15 protein-coding genes are annotated in these 15,992 nt (G+C 60.1%); 12 read left to right on the plus strand and 3 right to left on the minus strand.

Annotated features, from left to right (window positions below; genetic code table 11):
- Positions 1–175: 175 nt before the first annotated feature.
- Positions 176–601: a type II toxin-antitoxin system VapC family toxin gene (locus V8P77_RS17160; RefSeq protein WP_335913516.1), complete on the minus strand. Its 426-nt coding sequence runs from the start codon at positions 599–601 to the stop codon at positions 176–178.
- On the minus strand, positions 598–852 hold the full coding sequence (locus V8P77_RS17165; protein WP_065282799.1) for a FitA-like ribbon-helix-helix domain-containing protein: 255 nt from the start codon (positions 850–852) through the stop codon (positions 598–600). The genes V8P77_RS17160 and V8P77_RS17165 overlap by 4 nt, the downstream gene beginning before the upstream one ends.
- Before the next feature lie 355 nt (positions 853–1,207).
- Between V8P77_RS17165 and V8P77_RS17170 the strand changes: the two genes are divergently transcribed.
- From V8P77_RS17170 to V8P77_RS17210, 9 genes are all read left to right on the plus strand, one after another.
- On the plus strand, positions 1,208–2,494 hold the full coding sequence (locus tag V8P77_RS17170; RefSeq protein ID WP_373694597.1) for a GGDEF domain-containing protein: 1,287 nt from the start codon (positions 1,208–1,210) through the stop codon (positions 2,492–2,494).
- A gap of 176 nt (positions 2,495–2,670) precedes the next feature.
- Entirely contained in the window at positions 2,671–3,414 is a 744-nt protein-coding gene (locus V8P77_RS17175; RefSeq protein WP_335913518.1) for a FadR/GntR family transcriptional regulator, read from the plus strand.
- Positions 3,398–4,996 (plus strand): ABC transporter substrate-binding protein, encoded by a 1,599-nt coding sequence (locus V8P77_RS17180; protein WP_335913519.1) that lies wholly within the window; start codon positions 3,398–3,400, stop codon positions 4,994–4,996. Before V8P77_RS17175 ends, V8P77_RS17180 begins: the two co-directional genes overlap by 17 nt.
- 82 nt (positions 4,997–5,078) lie before the next feature.
- Positions 5,079–6,038 (plus strand): ABC transporter permease, encoded by a 960-nt coding sequence (locus V8P77_RS17185; RefSeq protein WP_335913520.1) that lies wholly within the window; start codon positions 5,079–5,081, stop codon positions 6,036–6,038.
- Between the two features lie 2 nt (positions 6,039–6,040).
- Positions 6,041–6,919, plus strand: coding sequence for an ABC transporter permease (locus V8P77_RS17190; RefSeq protein ID WP_335913521.1), 879 nt, complete (start codon positions 6,041–6,043; stop codon positions 6,917–6,919).
- Positions 6,920–6,937: 18 nt separating this feature from the next.
- Entirely contained in the window at positions 6,938–7,855 is a 918-nt protein-coding gene (locus V8P77_RS17195) for a dihydrodipicolinate synthase family protein (protein ID WP_335913522.1), read from the plus strand.
- 8 nt (positions 7,856–7,863) lie between these two features.
- Complete coding sequence (locus V8P77_RS17200) at positions 7,864–8,880, plus strand: ABC transporter ATP-binding protein (RefSeq protein ID WP_335913523.1); 1,017 nt, start codon at positions 7,864–7,866, stop codon at positions 8,878–8,880.
- A complete protein-coding gene (locus V8P77_RS17205) occupies positions 8,881–9,834 on the plus strand; it encodes an ABC transporter ATP-binding protein (RefSeq protein ID WP_335913524.1) in 954 nt (317 codons plus the stop codon). It abuts the gene before it with no gap.
- Between the two features lie 26 nt (positions 9,835–9,860).
- Complete coding sequence (locus V8P77_RS17210; RefSeq protein ID WP_335913525.1) at positions 9,861–10,796, plus strand: dihydrodipicolinate synthase family protein; 936 nt, start codon at positions 9,861–9,863, stop codon at positions 10,794–10,796.
- 47 nt (positions 10,797–10,843) lie between these two features.
- On the opposite strand, the gene V8P77_RS17215 is transcribed toward V8P77_RS17210, so the two are convergent.
- Positions 10,844–11,608, minus strand: a complete 765-nt coding sequence (locus V8P77_RS17215; RefSeq protein WP_335913526.1) for an IclR family transcriptional regulator — start codon at positions 11,606–11,608, stop codon at positions 10,844–10,846.
- 193 nt (positions 11,609–11,801) lie between these two features.
- Between V8P77_RS17215 and V8P77_RS17220 the strand changes: the two genes are divergently transcribed.
- The 3 genes from V8P77_RS17220 to ggt all read left to right on the plus strand — a co-directional run bounded on the left by V8P77_RS17220 (position 11,802) and on the right by ggt (position 15,992).
- Positions 11,802–13,376, plus strand: coding sequence for an ABC transporter substrate-binding protein (locus tag V8P77_RS17220; RefSeq protein WP_335913527.1), 1,575 nt, complete (start codon positions 11,802–11,804; stop codon positions 13,374–13,376).
- A gap of 154 nt (positions 13,377–13,530) precedes the next feature.
- On the plus strand, positions 13,531–14,385 hold the full coding sequence (locus V8P77_RS17225; protein ID WP_335913528.1) for an alpha/beta hydrolase: 855 nt from the start codon (positions 13,531–13,533) through the stop codon (positions 14,383–14,385).
- Positions 14,382–15,992, plus strand: coding sequence for a gamma-glutamyltransferase (ggt, locus tag V8P77_RS17230; protein WP_335913529.1), 1,611 nt, complete (start codon positions 14,382–14,384; stop codon positions 15,990–15,992). Before V8P77_RS17225 ends, ggt begins: the two co-directional genes overlap by 4 nt.

A 15,992-nucleotide genomic window follows, 5' to 3' on the forward strand; every position in this document is an offset into this window, starting at 1 on the left:
AAGAGGTTGCACGTAAGCATCGGCCTCGCAACGTTTGTGCGGGGGGTAAATTGCCAAGGGAGGCGGTTCTGTCGTGCGAGAGATCAACCGCGGACCGAGATGACTGTCAATCTGCCGGTTTTGATGGGTCGAGCTGGCGATTGCGGCTCGGCAATCATCTGACGCTTTGTCGCTGCTATGTTGTTGCGTGCCACGGGTTGATAACGCTAAGTCCTGCGGCTTCGAAGGGACTAGTGTCGCGGGTGGCGACAATAAAACCGTTCGCCGCGGCAGTTGCGGCGATATAGGCATCTGCTCTACCAACTGCCCGACCTGCTATGCGTGCTCGCGCCATTAGTTCCGAATAGCTCTGTGACGCAGCCATGTCGAAGGATAGAACGCGTCCTGAAAATAGAGGCAGAACTTCCTGTTCTAGTCGATCGGAGAGGACGGTCTTTCGTCTTCCACTAGGCATCGCGGCAATGCCGAATCGTAACTCAGCGACTGTAATCGCCGAAACGAACAGCGTTTCCACTGCTTGAGCATCGATCCACGCCAGCACATGATTATCGGGTGTGGGCTTCCATGGCTCCGAGATGACGTTGGTATCGATCAGGATCATTCGAAACTCATAGGTTCCGCAGCTGCTTTGTCTCGGACTAGCTGCAGATTATCCACGTCGTTGTTGGAAAGCCCTGCCTCGCGGCCGATCGATGCTAGCAACGAGCCCAACATGACGCGCTCAGCTGGCCGTACCGCTGTTTCTAGGATGTCACGGATTTCTGCTTCTGTACTGCGGCCGTGATGAGCTGCCCTCACTCGCAAGGCACGATGTGTCTCGTCAGACAAATTGCGTATTGTAACTGCAGCCATCGATTGCACTCCCTGAATACTGATGATTATGCTATCAACATATGGAATGCGATATCACCGCGGTCAAGCAGTATTAACTGACTGAGTAAAAGGTGGCTCGCCGGATGGTCGGCGGGCGGATTTGCGCAAAACCCTGTCGCGCTCAGTTGAGCAACTGCCACTCCCATTACGGCCGCCGGTCAAAAGGCCCGTATTGTCCGGTCATAGATGCCGACGTGAGACTTTGACCCGATATGACACGTTAACGACATACTGTCGTCCCCTGGTACAAAATCATTAGGGCAAGCATATCGTCTTTTGGGGCGGAATTCGCGGCTCGTCTTGCCTCCGGTCGTCTGCTCCCTAGATCCGGCACATGGATACCGAGCGAACCACAGCTCCTATCAAATCGGTAAGGGCGTCTTCGCGGAAACCTCTTCAGAGGTTGAGCCCGGCCATTGTAGAGCAAGTCGAGCGCCTGCTCGGTGGACGCACGCGTGATATCCGCCTCAATGGGGAACTGGCCCAGCTTTTTGGCGAACGCTCCTGGCCGCGGACTGCCAAGATCATCCGCGCGTGGATGGTTTGGGTTATCGTGCTCGACGTCCTGACCTTGGGCCTCAACGCGATCTTGCTTCCGATCGAAACCGTCATGTCGATGCTTTGGCCAGCGTCTATCCTTCCCCCCGCGGCTCTTGTCGCCGCGATAGCCTTTCTGCGGCCGCATGCTTTGTGGACGCAGGGAGTTTTCCTCCTCTCTGCTGTTTTTCTCATTCTCCTGTCCGTCGCCTTGGTGGGCGTTAATACCGGTGGCGAGTTTTACGAGCGGCATTTGACCATCATGCTTTTTGTGGCCGTCACTGCCATTATCATATTTCCGATTCCACTCGGTTGGGCGATGGCGATCGGCGCTGTTGCCCTCGGTATCTACCTTGTGTTTCAACTGCGCAATCCGGGCATCGAAGTGGGAAGTGCTCTGGCCGGGACGCTGTTTTTCGCCAGCGGTGTGGCTGCAACCGTTGTTGCCCGACGCACCGCCACCATCTTCGCTCAGAAGACTTTCCTGCTCGAGTTGCGAGATCGGAGTCGCCTCGCGGAGCTTACCGACGCCAACTCGCAGCTGGAATTGCTGGCGCGGACCGACCCGCTGACGGGTGTCGCCAACCGGCGTTCGATGATGGAAACGCTAAATCATTTCTGGAACGAGGACCTGAAACGAACGAGCGGCGCGGCGATGCTGATGTGCGATATCGACGACTTCAAGCACCTCAACGATAATCTTGGACATGCCGAAGGCGACCGCTGCCTGGTGAAAGTTGCCGGCATTATTCAGAGCAGTATAAGAGATGAGCGGGACCAGGTCGCCCGGTACGGGGGCGAAGAGTTTCTCGTCTTTCTCCCTGGCTCTGATGAACAAGAGGCCGGGTTGGTCGCTGAGAGAATTCGCAGCCGAGTAGAAGCTGCGTCTCTTCCAAATCCTACCTCCCGCGTCGGTCCCTGGGTTACTGTCAGCATCGGACTAGCGATATCGAGGCAAAACGGTGAACTCGTGTCAGCAGAGCACATGCAGCGACAAGCGGATGCGGCCCTCTACCTTGCGAAAAAGAGCGGCCGCAACCGGGTGGTGGCCCACTCTCCAGAGGTCGATCAACGCCTCCAATGAAGTAATTCCAGCAAAATATGCTGTTTCTGTTGTCCTTCTGGTGCCCAAAAACGACCGGCTTAAACCGGCTTCGAGCCGGTTCCATATCAGCCGTCTAACATGTCCGTTTGACAGATATCCTACAAGTCGATATGTAACATGCACGTTTATCGGCGATGCGGGAAAGTGACCGGGGCATGACATTGAAATCGATGAAGCCGCTGACGCGCGCCCCGCTGTTGCATGTCTCCGTGCAGGAAAGTCTGCGCGCCTATATCGATGACAATGGTCTTGCGCCCGGAACCCTGCTTCCGGCGGAAGGAGAGCTCGCCACCCAGCTCGGTGTCAGCCGCAATTCGCTGAGGGAAGGCATAAAGGCGTTGGAATCGCTCGGCGTGCTGGAGACGCGGCGCGGCGTCGGTATCTTCGTGAAGGCCTTTTCCTTCGAGCCGCTTCTCGACAACCTCGCTTACGGCCTCGGCGGCGCCCTGCGGCAGATCGAGGAGGTCCTCGAAATCCGGCGTACGCTGGAAGTGGGATTGATCGGCAAAACGATCGACGTGATCGGGGAAGAGGACATCACCGAACTGCGCGCCACCGTCAATCGGATGCGCGCCCATGCCGAGCGGGGCGAAACCTTTGCGCAAGACGACCAGCTGTTCCATCGACTGCTGTTTCGCTGCCAGGACAATGAAACGCTGGTGCGGCTGATCGATGTCTTCTGGCTCGCCTTCTACAAGGCGTCGGATTTCGTCAATCTCGAAAATGCCGATCCGATGGCGACGTGGCGCGACCATGCCGCGATCGTCGATGCGATCGAGGCAAAAGATCTGGAGGAGGCGCGCAGACGCCTGGATCGTCACTACGAAGGCATTGCCCGGGTGATTGCCAACAACAAGACAAGTTCAAACGTGGGAGGAACACATGAAAAGACTGTCTAGACTATCCGTTATTGCGCTTGGCGCCCTGCTGTCGACGGCTGCCGTTCCGGCTCTTGTCGTTTCGGGCGTTGCAGCTGAGGCTCAGGCAGCCACGCTGTCTGGCGGCTTCGATGTCGGCCCCGGAGGCTTCCAGGGCAACTTCAATCCGCTCGCCGCGACCGCTGGCTTCACCTGGCTCAGCGTCTACTACGAACCGCTGATCACCTATGACGAGAAGCTGCAGAAGGTTGTCGGCGCGCTGGCAAGCTCCTACGAGGTCAGCCCGGACCAGATGACCTACACATTCAAGCTGTCGGACGCCAAATGGCATGACGGCAAACCGTTCACCACCAAGGATGCGAAGTTCACCATGACCCTTGCGATGGATGCGAAAACCGGGTCGGTTCTCGCTGCCCGGCTGAAGGGCATATCATCCGTCGAGACCCCGGACGATCACACTGTTGTCATCAAGCTCAGCGCCCCCAGCAGCAGTTTTCCTGACACAATGACCAAGGTGATGATGCTGCCCGAGCATGCGCTCTCCTCGATTCCGGCCGACCAGTTGGCGAAGAACACCTGGTGGTCCACTGCTCCGATCGGCACCGGTCCGTTCAAATTCACCAAATACGTTTCGGATCAATATGTCGAACTTGCCGCAAACACCGATTATCGCGGTGGCAAACCCGCACTGGAACGCGTCATCAATCGCTATTTCGCCAACCCGGCCGCAGCGATCGCCGCGCTGAGATCCGGCGAAATCCAGTTCACCTATGTCGATTCCAACGACGTGCCGACCTTCAAGGACAACAAGGACTTTAAGGTCATCGAAGGCAACTCTTTCGTCGTCAACTATCTCGGCTTCAATCACGATTCCCCACTCTGGAAGGACGTGCGCGTCCGCCAGGCGGTGATGTACGCGATCAATCGCGATGCCATCATCCAGAGCCTCTATGGCGGTGCGGCCAAGCCCGCCAATTGCGCCTATGTCGCCGAACAGCTGATACCTCAGGGCATCGACACCTACGCCTACGACCCCGAGAAGGCCAAGCAACTGCTGACGGAAGCCGGCTGGGACCAGATCAATGGCAGCAAGCCGATCACGCTTCTGACCTATTACACCACGCCGCTTGCCACCAACGTGCTTGCCGCAGTCCAGGCGATGCTTGCCCAGGTCGACATCAACATCGTCCCGCGCGCCGTCGATGCGCCGACCTATAACAGCATCGTGCTCAATGCGACGCCGGATATTGCCCAGTTCCAGTTGGTTTATGCCGGGCTGCAGAACGGGCCGGATGCCGGAAGCATCAATGTCGGCCTCAACGAGAAGCAGATCCCTCCGGCCGGACCGAACGTCGCCAGGGTTCGCATGCCTGACCTGACCAAGGCGCTCGACAGTGCCTTGGCCGAGCCTGATAGCACCAAGCGGGATGCCGCCTACCAGAACGTCTGCAAGGTAATGAACACGAACCTGCCCTGGGCGACGCTCTGGGTGGCAAACCGCTACGGCATCGTCTCGACCAAAGTGAAGGATTTCGTCTGGACGCCTGCGCCGGGCGGCGGCCCCTACCAGGCCAACCCGCAGAAATGGTCGATCGCCGAATAGGCGTCTTCCCCAAAGCCTTGAGGGTGGCCTCGGCCACCCTGACAAGGCGACCTGACAAGACGGCCCGACAGACGGATTGCCGATGCTCCAATACAGTCTCAGACGCCTGATCATAGGAATAGGCATGCTCGTCGCCCTGAGCATGCTGATCTTCCTGCTGCTGCGCCTGACACCCGGCGATCCGATCGATGCCTATATCGATCCGAACCTGCCGATGTCGCCGTCAGACCTTGCCGATCTGCGCCGAAGCCTCGGGCTCGATCAGCCCTTGCCGGTGCAGTATCTGGGCTGGTTGCAGCAGGCGCTGACCGGCAATCTCGGCTATTCGATCAAGCGTCTCGATCAGCCGGTTCTGGTTTTAGTGCTGTCACGGATCGGCCCGACAGTGCTCTTGATGGGCACCGCACTTGCCTTTGCCATCGTCGCAGGCATTACCTTCGGGGTGATCGGTGCCGTCCGCCGCAATTCGCTGGCCGATCTCTCCTTGTCGGTGGTTGCGCTTGCCGGCATTTCGAGCCCGGCCTTCCTCAGCGCGCTGATCGGCCTTTATATCTTCTCCGTGCGCCTGCACTGGATGCCATCAGGCGGCATGCTGACGCCGGGCGAGGAATTCTCGGTGGGCGATCTCCTCCACCATCTGATCCTGCCGGCGGCACTTCTGTCTGTCGCGCAAGCCGCATTGATCATGCGTTACATGCGCGCTTCGCTACTCGAAGTCCTGAACCAGGATTACGTGCGCACCGCCCGCGCCAAGGGCGTTCGCGAGGTCTGGGTCATCACCAAGCATGCCTTACGCAACGCGCTTCTGCCGATCGTCACGCTGATCGGCTCCACCATCGGGCTTGCAATCGGCGGTGCCATCTTCATCGAGAGCGTCTTCAACTGGCCGGGCATGGGTCTGTTGCTCGTCGATGCCGTGCAGACCCGCGACTACCCCGTCATCATGGGCGCGACGCTCGTCATCGGCACCTGCGTTATCGTCGTCAATCTTCTGACCGATATCACCTATGCGGTCGTCGACCCGCGCATCAAGGTGGGCTGATCATGCTGGCACGCTCTTCCGAACGCCGCAGCCCCGGACCACTTGCCCGCGCCTTCAGTCGGTTTCTGCTCAATCGCGCAGCCGTTGCCGGCGTCTGCATTGCCATTCCCATGCTGCTGCTGATCCTCTCCTATCCGCTGTGGTGGGCTTTCCGGCCGAACGACATCGATCTTCTGGCGATGAATAGCGGCCCGACGGCAATGCATTGGTTCGGAGCCGACGGCGTCGGCCGCGACGTCTTCGCGCGCGTGCTCGAAGGCGGCCGGATTTCGCTGCTGGTCGCGGTCGCATCGACCGCGCTTTCGGCAGTCATCGGTTTTCTCTTCGGGGCAATCTCGGCGCTTGCAGGGCGCTGGACGGACGCCGTCTCGATGCGCTTCGTCGATCTGGTGATGACCCTACCGCCCGTGATCTTCCTGCTTGTGCTCGCCTCGATTGCCGGCACCGGCATCTGGCCGACGGTGCTCGTCATCTCGCTGCTCTCGTGGCCGTTGCTTGCGCGCATGATCCGCTCGCGGCTGCTGGAACTGCGTGAACGCGACTTCGTCATGGCCGCCCGCGGCATGGGCGCCGGCATCGGACATCTGCTCTTTCGCCACGGCCTGCCGAACTCGATCGATATCCTCGTGGTCTATGCAACGCTGCAGATCGCCAATGCCATCCTGCTCGAGGCGGGGCTGTCCTTTCTCGGTCTCGGTATCGCCCCGCCCGCCGCAAGCTGGGGCAACATGCTGAACGCGGCCCGCTCGACCGCCGTGCTCGAACAATATCCGTGGCAATGGCTCTTTCCCGGCGCCGCGCTGATCCTTGCCGTCCTGGCAATCAACTTCATTGGCGATGGCCTCAGAGATGCCTTCGACCCGCGCGCCGAACTGAACTGACAATCGAGAGAAACGAAAATGACCAAATTCAAGGGTGTCGTCCCTCCCGTCGTAACACCGCTCAATCCCGATCTCACCGTCGACTACCCATCCTATACACGCGTGCTCGAGCATCTGATCGATGCCGGCTGCCATGGTGTGTTCGTGCTCGGCTCGACGAGCGAGGTGATCTTCCATGACGAAAAGACCCGGCGGGACATCATCGAACATTCAGCCAAGGTGGTGAATGGCCGCGTGCCGCTGATCGTCGGCGTCATCGATCCGACCACGGATCGCGTCATCACCCATGCGAAGGTGGCAAAGGCGGCCGGCGCCGATGCGGTCGTGGTGACGGCGCCATTCTATACCGTCACTAGCCAGTCCGAGATCCTCGACCACTTCCGTTATATCCGCGACGCGGTGGATGTTTCCCTGGTCGCCTACGACATTCCCGTCTGCGTGCACGTCAAGCTGCAGCGCCAGACCGTCGTCACGCTTGCCAGGGAAGGCGCGATTATCGGTCTCAAGGATTCTAGCGGCGACGACGGCAACTTCCGCTACGCGCTCCTCGATCTTGCCGAACACAAGGACGTCTTCCTGATGACCGGTTCCGAGATCGTCGTCGACACCGCCCTGCTGATGGGCGCCCATGGCGTCGTTCCTGGTATCGCCAATGTCGATCCGCACGGCTATGTCCGCCTTTGGAATGCTGCCCAGCGCGGCGACTGGACTGCGGCGAAGAAGGAACAGGAGCGTCTCTGCCGCCTGTTCGAAATCGTCTGGGTCGCGCAGGGCCGCGTCAGCGGCGGCGCAGCCGGCATCGGCGCCTTCAAGACCGCCATGCGCAGCCTCGGCATCATTGATTCTGCCGTCATGCCGCGGCCGCGTGCCTCCCTCAACGAAGCCGAAACCGCGCGGATCGATGAGATCCTGCGTGCAGCCGGTCTGCTGAACTGAGCCAGCTGATGGGACAGACCGCCGAACCCGTGCTCGACATCAAGGGATTGCGAACGATCTTCCGCATCCGCGGCGGCGAGATAACGGCGGTCAACAATATCGACCTGACTGTTGCCGCCGGCGAGACGCTTGCGCTCGTCGGCGAATCCGGCTCCGGCAAGTCGGTCACCAGCCTATCCATCATGCGGCTGCTCACCCGCAACATCGGCGTGATCGCTGCAGGCAGCATCCGCCTTGCGACGAGGGACGGCACGGTCCGCGATCTCGTCTCCCTCGACGAAGAAAGCATGCGCAGGATCAGGGGCGACGACATCGGCATGATCTTCCAGGAGCCGATGTCGAGCCTCAATCCTGTCTTCACCATCGGCGACCAGATCGCCGAGCCGATCCGCATCCATCGCGGTCGCGACCGCAAGGCGGCGATGAACGCAGCCGTCGCGTTGCTTGAAAGCGTTGGCATACCGGATGCCCGACGCCGCGCCGGCCAATATCCGCACGAACTGTCGGGCGGCATGCGCCAGCGCGCGACGATCGCCATGGCGCTCGCCTGCGATCCGGCGCTGCTGATCGCCGACGAGCCGACAACGGCGCTCGACGTGACGATCCAGGCGCAGATTCTCGACCTGCTCCTCAAGCTGCAGCGCGAGCGCGGCATGGCCATGCTGTTCGTTACCCACAATCTCGGCGTCGTCGCCGAAATCGCCCATCGCGTGGCGGTGATGTATGCCGGCCGGATCGTCGAAGAAGGGCCGGTCGGCGAGGTTTTCCGCAATCCCAAGCACCCCTACACCATGGGCCTTCTCGCCTCCATGCCGCGCCTTGGCGATGCGGCGCGGATGAAGCTGGCCGGCGAAAAGCTTGCGGCCATTCCCGGCATGGTCCCGAGCCTGATGAACATGCCGAGCGGCTGCGCCTTTTCCCCGCGCTGCAAATTCGCGATCGAAGCCTGTCGCGTCGCCGTTCCCGCGCTCGAACAGGTCAATCCGCAGCATCGCAGCCGCTGCATCAGATGGCAGGAGATCTAGATGAGCGCACCGCTGCTCTCCGTCCGCGACCTTTCGAAACATTATACCTCCCGTGGCACGCGGCTGAATATTCTTGAGGGCATCTCCTTCGATATCGGCAAGGGTGAAGTCGTCGGGCTTGTCGGCGAATCCGGCAGCGGAAAGACCACGATCGGGCGTTCGGTCCTTCGCCTCGTCGAACCGTCGTCCGGCAGCGTCCGTTTCGACGGGACGGAGCTCACCGCACTTTCCGCCTCCGCGCTCAGACGGCAACGGCCGCGCATGCAGTATATTTTCCAGGACCCCTTCGCCAGCCTGTCGCCGCGCATGACGATCGGCGAGATCCTGACGGAAGGCCTGAAGATCCAAGGGATCGGAACAGCCCGCGACAGGCTCGAGCGGGCGCGGTCGGCCTTGGCAAAGGTCGACCTGCCCGCCGATGCGATCAATCGGTACGCGCATGAATTTTCCGGTGGCCAGCGCCAGCGCATCGGCATTGCCCGTGCGCTGACCTTGGCGCCCGAATTCATCGTGGCCGACGAGCCGGTTTCGGCGCTCGACGTGTCGATCCAGGCGCAAGTGATCAACCTGCTGCGCGACCTGCAGCAGCAGCTTGGCCTGACCATGCTGTTCATCTCGCATGACCTTGCCGTCGTCGAATATATCTGCGACCGGGTGATCGTGCTTTATCTCGGCCGCATTATGGAAATCGCACCAAGTGCCGATCTCTATGCGAGACCGCAGCATCCCTATACGCGCGCGCTGCTCTCGGCGATTCCCTCGCCCGATCCGGACGCCCGCCGTAACAGGCAGATCTTGAAAGGCGATATTCCAAGTCCGGCCAATCCGCCGAGCGGATGTATTTTTCGCACGCGCTGTCCGAGCGCGCTCGAGGCCTGTGCCGGTACGATTCCGCAATTGCGTGAAGTCGCGCCCGGCCACCTCAAGGCCTGCATCCGCGACGACCTCAACTGATCCGTCATCCATCGGAGAAACAAGAGATGAATGCGAAGACGCTGCGTCCCGCCATCGGCGGAAATTGGGCGAGCCTGCTTCTGCCGATCGCAGCCGATGACAGCATCGAATTCGACAAGCTTGGTGAAGAGATCGACATCCTCATCGATGCCGGCGTCGATGGTATCTATTCGAACGGCACTGCCGGCGAATTCCACAATCAGACGGAGGCGGAGTTTGACAGCATCCAGGCAATGCTGGCCGAACGCTGCAAGGCATCTTCAACGCCATTCGTCATCGGCGCCTGCCAGCCCGACCCGCTGATCATGCTCAATCGCGTCCGCCGCGCCGCCGTGCTCGATCCCCGCGCCATTCAGGTCATATTGCCCGACTGGTGGCCGCTCAACGATGCCGAAGCGGTCGACTTCCTCAAACGAGCGGCCGAGGCTGCCGACGGCATTCCGCTCATCCTCTACAATCCGCCGCATGCAAAACGGGTGCTGGCGCCAAAGGACCTCGGCATGGTCTGCGCGGCGGTGTCTGAGGTGATCGGCATCAAGCTCGCCGATGGCGACGCTTGCTGGTATGTCGAGGCGCGCCTGTATCTGTCCGGGCTGTCGCTCTTCGTCCCCGGCCATCATCTCGCAACCGGCACCAAGGAAGGTGTGGCAGCAGGCTCTTTTTCCAACGTGGCCTGCCTTAGTCCCCGCGGTGCTCAGACCTGGACGGTCTCGATGCGAAACGATATAGACGCCGCACTCGATCTGGAGCGACGCATCTGCACGTTTATGGACGCGCATATCGTCCCCTTTCGCCAGGAATTTGGCTATTCGAACGCCGCTCTCGACAAACTTTTGAGTGCGATCGGCAATTGGGGACCCGTGGGCACCCGCTTGCGGTTTCCCTATCGCTCGATAGACATGGCAGAAGCGGTCAGATTGCGACGCATCGCACGCGCCGAACTCCCCGATCTTTTCCCCTGAGTTTGCCTAAAGAAGGGGCCTTTCCGCATGGCGCGCAACGAAAACTTCTACCATCCCAGCCGGGCGGATATCTTGCTGGAGGCCTCCTTCAGCAGAACGATGAAGCGGTCGACGTCGCTTTTTTGTGTGCGGAAGGCCGGGGCGCCGACATTCACCGCGGCGATCACGGACCCGTCGAATGCCAGAACCGGCACTGAGACGGAGACGAGTTGCTCGCTGACTTCACCATAACTCACACAAAATCCCTGGCGGCGGATTTTATCCAATTCAGCAACCAGCTTGCCACGATCCGTGATCGTGCGCTTGGTCAGCCGCGGCAAAGTCTCCGGGATCATTTGCAACTGCACCTGGGGGTGGAGATAGGCGAGAAGCACCTTGTACGAGCCGGCCGTGAGCGGCCGTCTTCGACCGATCATCGCCTGCACCCGCAAGTCGCGCATCGGTTCGAACTTTGCAATGCACAGGGATTCTCCATTGTCGATGATCCTGAGCTGGGTCGTTTCGTTCGCCTTTTGGCCGACTTCTTCAAGGATAGGATTGGCTATTCGCACCAGATCAACCTGTGTCGAGGCAGCGGTCCCGAGAATGATCGCAGTCGTCCCCAGCCGATAAGTGCCCGTATCGCTCTTCCGCACCAGGCCGCGCCGTTCCAGTGTGCGTAACATGCGCAAAATTCTCGGCTTGGTTTCCCCGAGGTTCTGCGCCACCTCAGTCAGTCTGATATCCGGGTTTTTGGCGACATTCAGCAATACGTCAATGCAGACATCAACAGATTGCACGGTATCGGTTTTTGATGGTTGTCTTTTGTCCATAAGACCAGAAGTTTCTCCGCGACCAAGGTCGAAGGATTGGCAGACTTTCAAGTTACGCCTATCGTAACGCGCTTGTTTTCCGTTTGACAGCCCCCTTGAGGCCCCCTTACCAATTTGTGTCAAGAGCGGACGGGAACCTGCTCGCACCGACCAAGCAAGGTCGGCCCAAAAACGCTAAACCGGGATGGATGAAATGGCCGCAAAAACATTGACGCGGGCAGCGATCGGGCTGCTCGGAACGATTGCTATTCCTGCAATGGTCGTCGCACAGCAAGCCCCGCTGACGATCGGGATGTCGACGACGCCGACGACGCTGGATCCCCATGAAGACAGTTCGGCGCCAAACAATGCGACCTCGCGCCATATCTGGGACAGCCTCATAAACCTCACGGGAACCTCGGCAAATGCTCCGGAGCTCGCCACCGAATGGAAGGTCGTCGACCCAAGCCACTGGGAATTCAAGCTGCGGAAGGGCGTGAAATTCCATGACGGCAGCGAGTTCAACGCCGATGACGTCATCGCTTCGCTTCTGCGTGCCCGCGACAAGCCCAGCCAGAGCTTTGCTTCCTACACCCGCAATATTGTCAATGTCACGGCCACGGATCCCTATACCATCGTCGTCGAGACGAAGGTTCCGGATCCGATCCTGCTGAATTCCGTCAGCCGAATTCGCATTATCAGCGCCGATTGCAAGGAGGCGCCGGTCCAGGATTTCGACAACGGCAAATGTGCAATCGGAACCGGGGCCTATTCCTTCGTCTCCTATTCGCCAGGCAGCAACCTGACCTTGAAGCGCAATGACGGCTATTTCGGTGGCCCCTCGCACTGGTCGAACGTCACGCTGCGCTTCCTGCCCGATGACGGCGCCCGTCTGGCATCGCTTCTCTCCAACGAGATCGACATTGTCGAAACTCTTCCTGCCGATGGAATGGCACGCGTCGAAGCGAGCGATAATCTGCAAGTCATCAACGGCCTATCTTCCCGCTTCGTCTATCTTGGGCTCGATATCAGCCGCGATGTTTCACCTTTCGTGAAGGCTGCGGATGGTTCCGATCTCGACAAGAACCCGCTCAAGGATGAACGGGTGCGTCGCGCAATGCTGATGTCGATCAACCGGCCGGCAATCGTCGACCGCGTCATGCAGAAGAATGGCACGGTGGCCGACCAATTCGTCGTCCAAGGCTATGCGGGCTATTCCGAAAAAGTCGAGAAGGTGGGCTATGATCCTGCTGCAGCCAAGGCGCTTCTGGCTGAGGCCGGTTATCCGGATGGCTTCAGCCTGACCCTGCATGGCCCCTCTGGCCGTTACGTCAAGGATGCCGAAGTTCTGCAGGCGGTCGGCCAGATGTTCACGCGCATCGGCATCAAATCGAAAGTCGAGGTCCTGCCCTGGTCGATGTATTCGGAAGCCTATTCAAAGGGCACCTACAGCACCTATTTCGGCTCCTGGGGTGTGAACACCGGCGAAACCACCAATCCGACTGTCGCGCTCGTCGCGACGCGCGACGAGAAAAAGGGGACCGGCAGATATAACGGCGGCGGCGTGTCCGATCCGAAGATCGACGAGGTGCTGGCCAAGGCGAGTTCGACACTCGATGAAGCTGCACGCGCGCCCCTTCTCGAGGAGCTGTCGACCGAGACCTTCAACAACCTTTGGCTCCTCCCAATGCATTACGAAAACGTCGTGCTGGGCGCAAAGAAGACCGTGTCCTACACCCCCCGCGGCGACAAATATACGCTCGCTTACGACGTGAAGCCGGCGGACTGATGCATGGCGCCCAAAGCGCGCAGCGGTTTTGGGCGACACGCATCCAATAGAGACTTGAAGTGCGTCGCATCGATCCAATCGATGCGGCGCGGTTTAAAACAGCAGCATGGGTCCGCCCCGAGGCCACCCTTTCTTCATCTCCCAGGAGACATTCATGCAGGAACTTGGAACGGGCGAAGCCGTCGTCCGGGCGAAGGCCATCTATGACTATGGCCAGACGGCCATCTTCGCCTCTCAGGCCGATCCCCGCCTCCATATGGTGCTTTATGTGCCGCCGACGGCGGCAGACGGCCGCAAGCTCGACCTCCTAGTCGCGGTCCACGGCACCGGGCGCACGTCGGCCATCGACTTCCGCGACGGTTTTGCCGAATTCGGACTCTACAACGACTGCGCCATCCTTTGCCCGATCTTCCCGGTTGGCGTTCTCGGCGATGGTGCGCGTTCCGGCTACAAGTTTCTTGAGGAAGGCGACATCCGCTACGATCAGGTCGTCCTTGCCATGGTCGCGGAGATGGCCGACAAATACCGCCAGGACTGGTCGAAATTCGCCATGTTCGGCTTCTCCGGCGGCGGGCATTTCGTGCACCGTTTCACCATCCTGCATCCGGAAAAACTCTGGGCGGCATCGATCGGCGCACCTGGTTCCGTCACCCTTCTGGATCCGACGCGTGACTGGTGGGTCGGCATTCGGGATCTGGAGGCACGCTTCGGCAAGGCCTTCCGGCCCGAGGATCTCGCCAAGGTGCCGGTGCATATGATCGTCGGCGACGCCGATCTGGAGACCTGGGAAATCACCCACAAGCCGGGCGGCAAATATTATATGGATGGCGCAAACGACGCCGGCAAAACCCGGCCAGAGCGCCTTGCCGCCTTGGCGAGCTCATTCCGCAAAGCGGGTGTCGATGTGACATTCGATCGTGTTCCGGGCGTCTCTCACGACCGGATGAAGGTTCTCGGTCACGTCAAGACCTTCCTGGCAAAGGTACTGGAGGGCCGTCGCGCGAAATGAGAAATGCAACGATCGTGGCGCCTCAGCCGGAGGCAGTCGAAGCCGGCGCGGAAGTTCTCGAACGCGGCGGCAATGCCATCGACGCAGCACTTGCCTGTGCTTTCGTCCAAGGTGTGGTCGACCCGCAGATGGCCGGCATCGGCGGCTTCGGCTCCATGCATGTCTATATGCCGAAAAAGGGCGTGCACGAGATCCTCGAATTTTATGCGCGCGCGCCGTTGAAGGCTGCGCCGGACATGTGGCTCGACAAGATCAAGCACCAGAGCCGCGACGGCTTCGGCTACGTGCTTGAAGGCAATATTTCCGATATCGGCTACCTTGCCGTCTGCACTCCCGGCTCGCTAAAGGGCTATGAGACCGCGCTACGCGACTACGGCACCTTCGATTGGGCCGATCTCGTCAAGCCGGCCATCCGCCTGGCCCGTAACGGTTTCATGATCCGAAACCACATGCACTGGTATTGGGTCAAGGACCAGTCGAATGACGGTTTTGCCAACACGCTCGACAAGCTGCGCTTTTCCGAAACGGGCCGGAGAACCTATTTCCACGACGACGGCACGCTCAAGAATGTCGGCGACCTGCTCGTCAACAAGGACATGGCACAGACCCTCGAACGCGTCGCGCGAAGCGGCGGCTCGGACATCTTCTATCACGGCGAACTGGCCGAACAGATCGCCGGCGATTTCAAGGCAAATGGCGGCTTGATCGATCGGGAGGATCTGGCGCGTTACGAATTGTCGAAGGTAGAGCCGGTTTGGGGCGACTACCGCGACAACCGCATCGCCACCTCGCCTCCGCCAGGCTCGGGCTTCCCGATGCTGGAACTCCTGCACATCATGGAGCAGTTCGATGTCGGCTCGCTGCAGCATAGCAGCGCCGAACATGTCCGCATCTTGTTTGAAGCGATGAAGCGAATGACGATCGACAAGGACGCGCATATGGGCGATCCCGCCTATGTCGACGTGCCTTATGAAAAGCTGTTGTCGAAAGAGCATGCAAAGACCCATGCCGACGCGATCAAGGCGGGCGAGATCGCCAGTGTTTCGCGTCTTGATAGCTCGCAGCGCGACACCACCCACATCTCGGTGATCGACAAGGACGGCAATGCCGTCGCGATGACCCACACCCTCGGCAGTCCCTCTGGCGCGATCACCGATGGCCTCGGCTTCATGTACAATGGCACGATGAGCCGCTTTAATCCGCTTCCGGGCAAGCCCGGCTCCATCGCGCCCGGCAAGCGACGTCCCAGCTCGGCGGCACCGACGATCGTCTTCAAGGGCGACGAGCCCAGCATCGTCATCGGAGCGCCAGGCGGCAGCTATATCGCGCCCGCCGTTGCGCAATGCCTGATGAACATGATCGATTTCGACATGTCCGTGCTCGAAGCCGTCTCGGCGCCAAGGATCGTAGGGGTGTCAAACACGATCGACATCTGCAATCGCATTCGACACTCTGTTGAAGAGGAGCTGCGGGCGCAGGGCTACCAGGTGGCGCGTTCGCCGCAGACATATGCGTTCGCCGCAGTCCACGCGATCAAGATTGACGGCGGCCTCTCGAAAGGCGCGGCCGATCCGCAGCGCGACGGGATGGCGATCTCCGTCGACTAG

Origin of the sequence: Rhizobium aouanii (genome assembly GCF_037002925.1) — a bacterium.
Classification (GTDB): Bacteria; Pseudomonadota; Alphaproteobacteria; order Rhizobiales; family Rhizobiaceae; genus Rhizobium; species Rhizobium aouanii.

Coding starts and splice junctions, on each gene's coding strand:
- V8P77_RS17220 (WP_335913527.1), top strand. CDS start 11,802: ATGGCCGCAAAAACATTGACGCGGGCAGCGATCGGGCTGCTCGGAACG.
- V8P77_RS17160 (WP_335913516.1), bottom strand. CDS start 601: ATGATCCTGATCGATACCAACGTCATCTCGGAGCCATGGAAGCCCACA.
- V8P77_RS17210 (WP_335913525.1), top strand. CDS start 9,861: ATGAATGCGAAGACGCTGCGTCCCGCCATCGGCGGAAATTGGGCGAGC.
- V8P77_RS17185 (WP_335913520.1), top strand. CDS start 5,079: ATGCTCCAATACAGTCTCAGACGCCTGATCATAGGAATAGGCATGCTC.
- V8P77_RS17200 (WP_335913523.1), top strand. CDS start 7,864: ATGGGACAGACCGCCGAACCCGTGCTCGACATCAAGGGATTGCGAACG.
- V8P77_RS17225 (WP_335913528.1), top strand. CDS start 13,531: ATGCAGGAACTTGGAACGGGCGAAGCCGTCGTCCGGGCGAAGGCCATC.
- V8P77_RS17215 (WP_335913526.1), bottom strand. CDS start 11,608: ATGGACAAAAGACAACCATCAAAAACCGATACCGTGCAATCTGTTGAT.
- V8P77_RS17190 (WP_335913521.1), top strand. CDS start 6,041: ATGCTGGCACGCTCTTCCGAACGCCGCAGCCCCGGACCACTTGCCCGC.
- V8P77_RS17165 (WP_065282799.1), bottom strand. CDS start 852: ATGGCTGCAGTTACAATACGCAATTTGTCTGACGAGACACATCGTGCC.
- V8P77_RS17205 (WP_335913524.1), top strand. CDS start 8,881: ATGAGCGCACCGCTGCTCTCCGTCCGCGACCTTTCGAAACATTATACC.
- V8P77_RS17180 (WP_335913519.1), top strand. CDS start 3,398: ATGAAAAGACTGTCTAGACTATCCGTTATTGCGCTTGGCGCCCTGCTG.
- ggt (WP_335913529.1), top strand. CDS start 14,382: ATGAGAAATGCAACGATCGTGGCGCCTCAGCCGGAGGCAGTCGAAGCC.
- V8P77_RS17170 (WP_373694597.1), top strand. CDS start 1,208: ATGGATACCGAGCGAACCACAGCTCCTATCAAATCGGTAAGGGCGTCT.
- V8P77_RS17195 (WP_335913522.1), top strand. CDS start 6,938: ATGACCAAATTCAAGGGTGTCGTCCCTCCCGTCGTAACACCGCTCAAT.
- V8P77_RS17175 (WP_335913518.1), top strand. CDS start 2,671: ATGACATTGAAATCGATGAAGCCGCTGACGCGCGCCCCGCTGTTGCAT.